This is a genomic window from Marinobacter fuscus (assembly GCF_003007675.1).
In the GTDB taxonomy this organism is placed as follows: Bacteria; Pseudomonadota; Gammaproteobacteria; order Pseudomonadales; family Oleiphilaceae; genus Marinobacter; species Marinobacter fuscus.
In genome coordinates this window covers 1-2,825 of sequence record NZ_PXNP01000034.1, presented here as the reverse complement: position 1 = coordinate 2,825, position 2,825 = coordinate 1, and the positions used below count along the sequence as shown (strand labels likewise).

Sequence of the window (2,825 nt, the reverse complement as noted above, 5' to 3'; positions counted from 1 at the left end):
GTTAAATTTGGTTGCGACTGATGACACGGATTGCTCCTGCAGCAACGAGTGCAACGGTGGCAATAATGTCTGCGATGACTACCTTGCGGACAGACTCATTGTACCCACCAACAGACCATGCAATAGCGATGAAAGACACAACGCTGACTAGGCCCGCAATAATCGCCAGTGTTTGAAGCGACGGCTGGAACGCTGCGTACACCATAAAAAGACCGAGAATCCCGAACAGAATGGCGCGGTGACGCATAAGGATTTCGATGTTGGGCTCACCCAGAGAAAGACCATACAGAGCGGCGAGGCGCTCAACGCCCAGCACCCCAGAAACGGGCAAGAGATGAATGATGCCTACGAGCACCAGCAGACCAGTGACAACCCTCTCCATGCTTACCATTCCTCCCTGAATTTAACGCCCGCAGCATGCGCGGCTTTGGAATGGAGGCGAAGCCGCAATGGAAAAGCCGTCGCCGTGCCTGCGATTGTTACGTGTTTTCATTGACGCCAGTCCATAAATCCCGACTCGTAAAACCGAGGTGAAAATATGGGCTGAGAATCGCTGTCAGCAGGTGAGATTGCCCACCTGCCGTCATGATCTAGCTTAAGATCGTCCCATGAAATACCAAGCTCACCTAATTTTGAGTTCCAGATTCTCTCTTCCTCATCATCTTCTAAGCCGAGCTCATCCATTTCTAGATCGAAGGATGACATTGAAGTAACTGCAATTAATTTCTTGAAGAGAGACTGGTCTTCGAATTCGACCTTCCCGGTAGCCCATGGTGTTTCGTAGCTGCAGGCGGTAATCCTAGCCACTGTTTTACCGTCCAATTTTAGATCTATAGGTGTATTCATAGGCTAGACACGTAACGCGCTGGCTTTGCGGCGTACCGGAGCGCCAGCGCAGGTGCGTCCGACAACAGCCACTGGTTATGCATGTTCCGGCCACATGCCATCCATCATCACTGGGTAGGTGATGGGCTTGTAATGGGTGAATTCAATGTCTCGAACGTGGGTGAAATCACTCCAGAGCAACCTCGCCCCCTTCATCCACTGAGATGGCTTAACTCGTTTTTCTATCTTCTCGATTTCTTCGGGCGTGGCTTCCCGCATTCGTCCGACCTTGCCGTACAGTCTTACGCCCGGTGGAGCAACGAAGCGGCCTTTTAGCAGAGACCTTAGCCAAAAGAATCGACCCGCGTTGACCGCCATGATGCAAACATTTGGATTCTGATCGATGTTTTTACCCAAAGCCTCGGCGTAGTGATCGAAAAAGTATCCGCTCTGATCATCGCGAAGGAAAACAGTACCAACGGGAGTGATGTGCGGTGTGCCGTCGGGATTAACCGTTGCAATCGAGCAGTAAACCGTCGAAGCCTGGCCTTGTTCTAGAACCGACTTTACCTTCTTCCAATCATCCTTGATGTTCATCGTTTCTCCATTTGTGCATAACGAATGATATGGACTCCCCCTGCTCCCACGGCATCTATGTGCCACATTGAAGGTGTCTGACATCTTCAATCAAAAGCAGGAGGAGTCACCATGAATGTTACAACCATTGGCATCGATCTGGCGAAAACTGTGTTCAGTATTCATGGCACCAATCAACACGGCAAGGTCGTGGTTCGCAAACGGCTCAATCGCCCCAAACTGTTGGCGTTCTTCGCACAACTGCCGCCGTGCCTGATCGGCATGGAAGCCTGTTCCGGTGCCCATTACTGGGCTCGGGAGTTAACCAAACTCGGCCACGATGCCCGGATCATTGCGCCCCGCTTTGTCGCTCCGTATCGCAAGAGCAGCAAGAACGACGACAACGATGCCGAGGCCATCTGCGAAGCCGTCAGCCGGCCCAATATGCGCTTTGTTCCAGTTAAGACTGAGGACCAACAAGCGGTACTGTGCCTTCACCGCATTCGCCGTGGGTTAACCAAAGAGCGCACAGCCCAGATCAATCAGATTCGCGGGCTGTTAGCCGAGTTCGGACTGATTATCCCCCAGGGGCGCTATCATGCCCGACACCGGATTCCCGAAATCCTGGAAGATGCCGAAAACGGTTTGCCCATGCTCGCACGGCGTTTACTCAACAACATCAACCAGCGCATTCTCCAGCTCGATGAAGAGATCCTGGCCTATGACCGGGAAATCGAAGCCATGGCCCGGCGCGACGAGCAGGCCAAACGGCTAATGGCCATTCCAGGAATAGGACCACAAACTGCCACCGCGATCTTGGCCAGTGCGCCCGATCCCAGACAGTTCAAAAGCGGACGACACTTCGCCGCCTGGCTGGGGCTTGTACCCAGGCAGTACTCGACCGGAGGCAAGCCCCGGCTGGGTAGAATCACCAAGCGCGGGGACAAGTACCTGCGAATGTTGCTGATCCATGGCACCCGAGCGGTGATTGCCAAACTCGCCGACAAACACGATCAACTCAGCGAGTGGGCTAAAGAGTTGGTGGAACGCCGCGGCTACAAACGAGCCGCCGTAGCATTGGCCGCCAAGAATGCCCGGATTATCTGGGCGCTGTTGATGAACCAAACCGAGTTTAAAACACAGCCTATGGAGGGCTGATAACCAGGCACCAACGACAGGCAGAACACGCCTGCCAGCCGAGTCTAGCAACGGCAAGCGATGACGGAACGGTCAGACCGAGAGTGATTGAACCTGTTAAGCCTTGCGGCTGATACAAGCCGACTAACGAATGAGGTCATCACTCACACGCATCATCATCCTGGCCCGGGCAAAAGCGCCCAACAAGAGGCCGAATGTAGAGCTGCAGTCTCAAACCGCTTCGAAATCAAATGGCGTTGCTTGACCGCAGGGGGAGTCCATGTAGC

The 2,825-nt window shown here is 53.6% G+C and carries 4 protein-coding genes; 1 reads left to right on the top strand and 3 read right to left on the bottom strand.

Features of this window, described 5'->3' with window-relative positions:
• Position 1: 1 nt before the first annotated feature.
• The 3 genes from C7H09_RS07885 to C7H09_RS07875 all read right to left on the bottom strand — a co-directional run bounded on the left by C7H09_RS07885 (position 2) and on the right by C7H09_RS07875 (position 1,422).
• Positions 2-382, bottom strand: a complete 381-nt coding sequence (locus C7H09_RS07885) for a phosphopantetheine adenylyltransferase (RefSeq protein ID WP_106762041.1) — start codon at positions 380-382, stop codon at positions 2-4.
• Between the two features lie 107 nt (positions 383-489).
• Entirely contained in the window at positions 490-846 is a 357-nt protein-coding gene (locus C7H09_RS07880) for a hypothetical protein (protein WP_106762040.1), read from the bottom strand.
• A 75-nt stretch (positions 847-921) separates the two neighbouring features.
• A complete protein-coding gene (locus tag C7H09_RS07875; protein ID WP_106762039.1) occupies positions 922-1,422 on the bottom strand; it encodes a pyridoxamine 5'-phosphate oxidase family protein in 501 nt (166 codons plus the stop codon).
• A gap of 111 nt (positions 1,423-1,533) precedes the next feature.
• Between C7H09_RS07875 and C7H09_RS07870 the strand changes: the two genes are divergently transcribed.
• On the top strand, positions 1,534-2,559 hold the full coding sequence (locus C7H09_RS07870) for an IS110 family RNA-guided transposase (RefSeq protein WP_106762037.1): 1,026 nt from the start codon (positions 1,534-1,536) through the stop codon (positions 2,557-2,559).
• Positions 2,560-2,825 lie beyond the last annotated feature (266 nt).

Excerpts from the sequence above, each read along its gene's own strand:
- C7H09_RS07885 (WP_106762041.1), bottom strand. The coding sequence starts at position 382 with ATGGAGAGGGTTGTCACTGGTCTGCTGGTGCTCGTAGGCATCATTCAT.
- C7H09_RS07880 (WP_106762040.1), bottom strand. The coding sequence starts at position 846 with ATGAATACACCTATAGATCTAAAATTGGACGGTAAAACAGTGGCTAGG.
- C7H09_RS07870 (WP_106762037.1), top strand. The coding sequence starts at position 1,534 with ATGAATGTTACAACCATTGGCATCGATCTGGCGAAAACTGTGTTCAGT.
- C7H09_RS07875 (WP_106762039.1), bottom strand. The coding sequence starts at position 1,422 with ATGAACATCAAGGATGATTGGAAGAAGGTAAAGTCGGTTCTAGAACAA.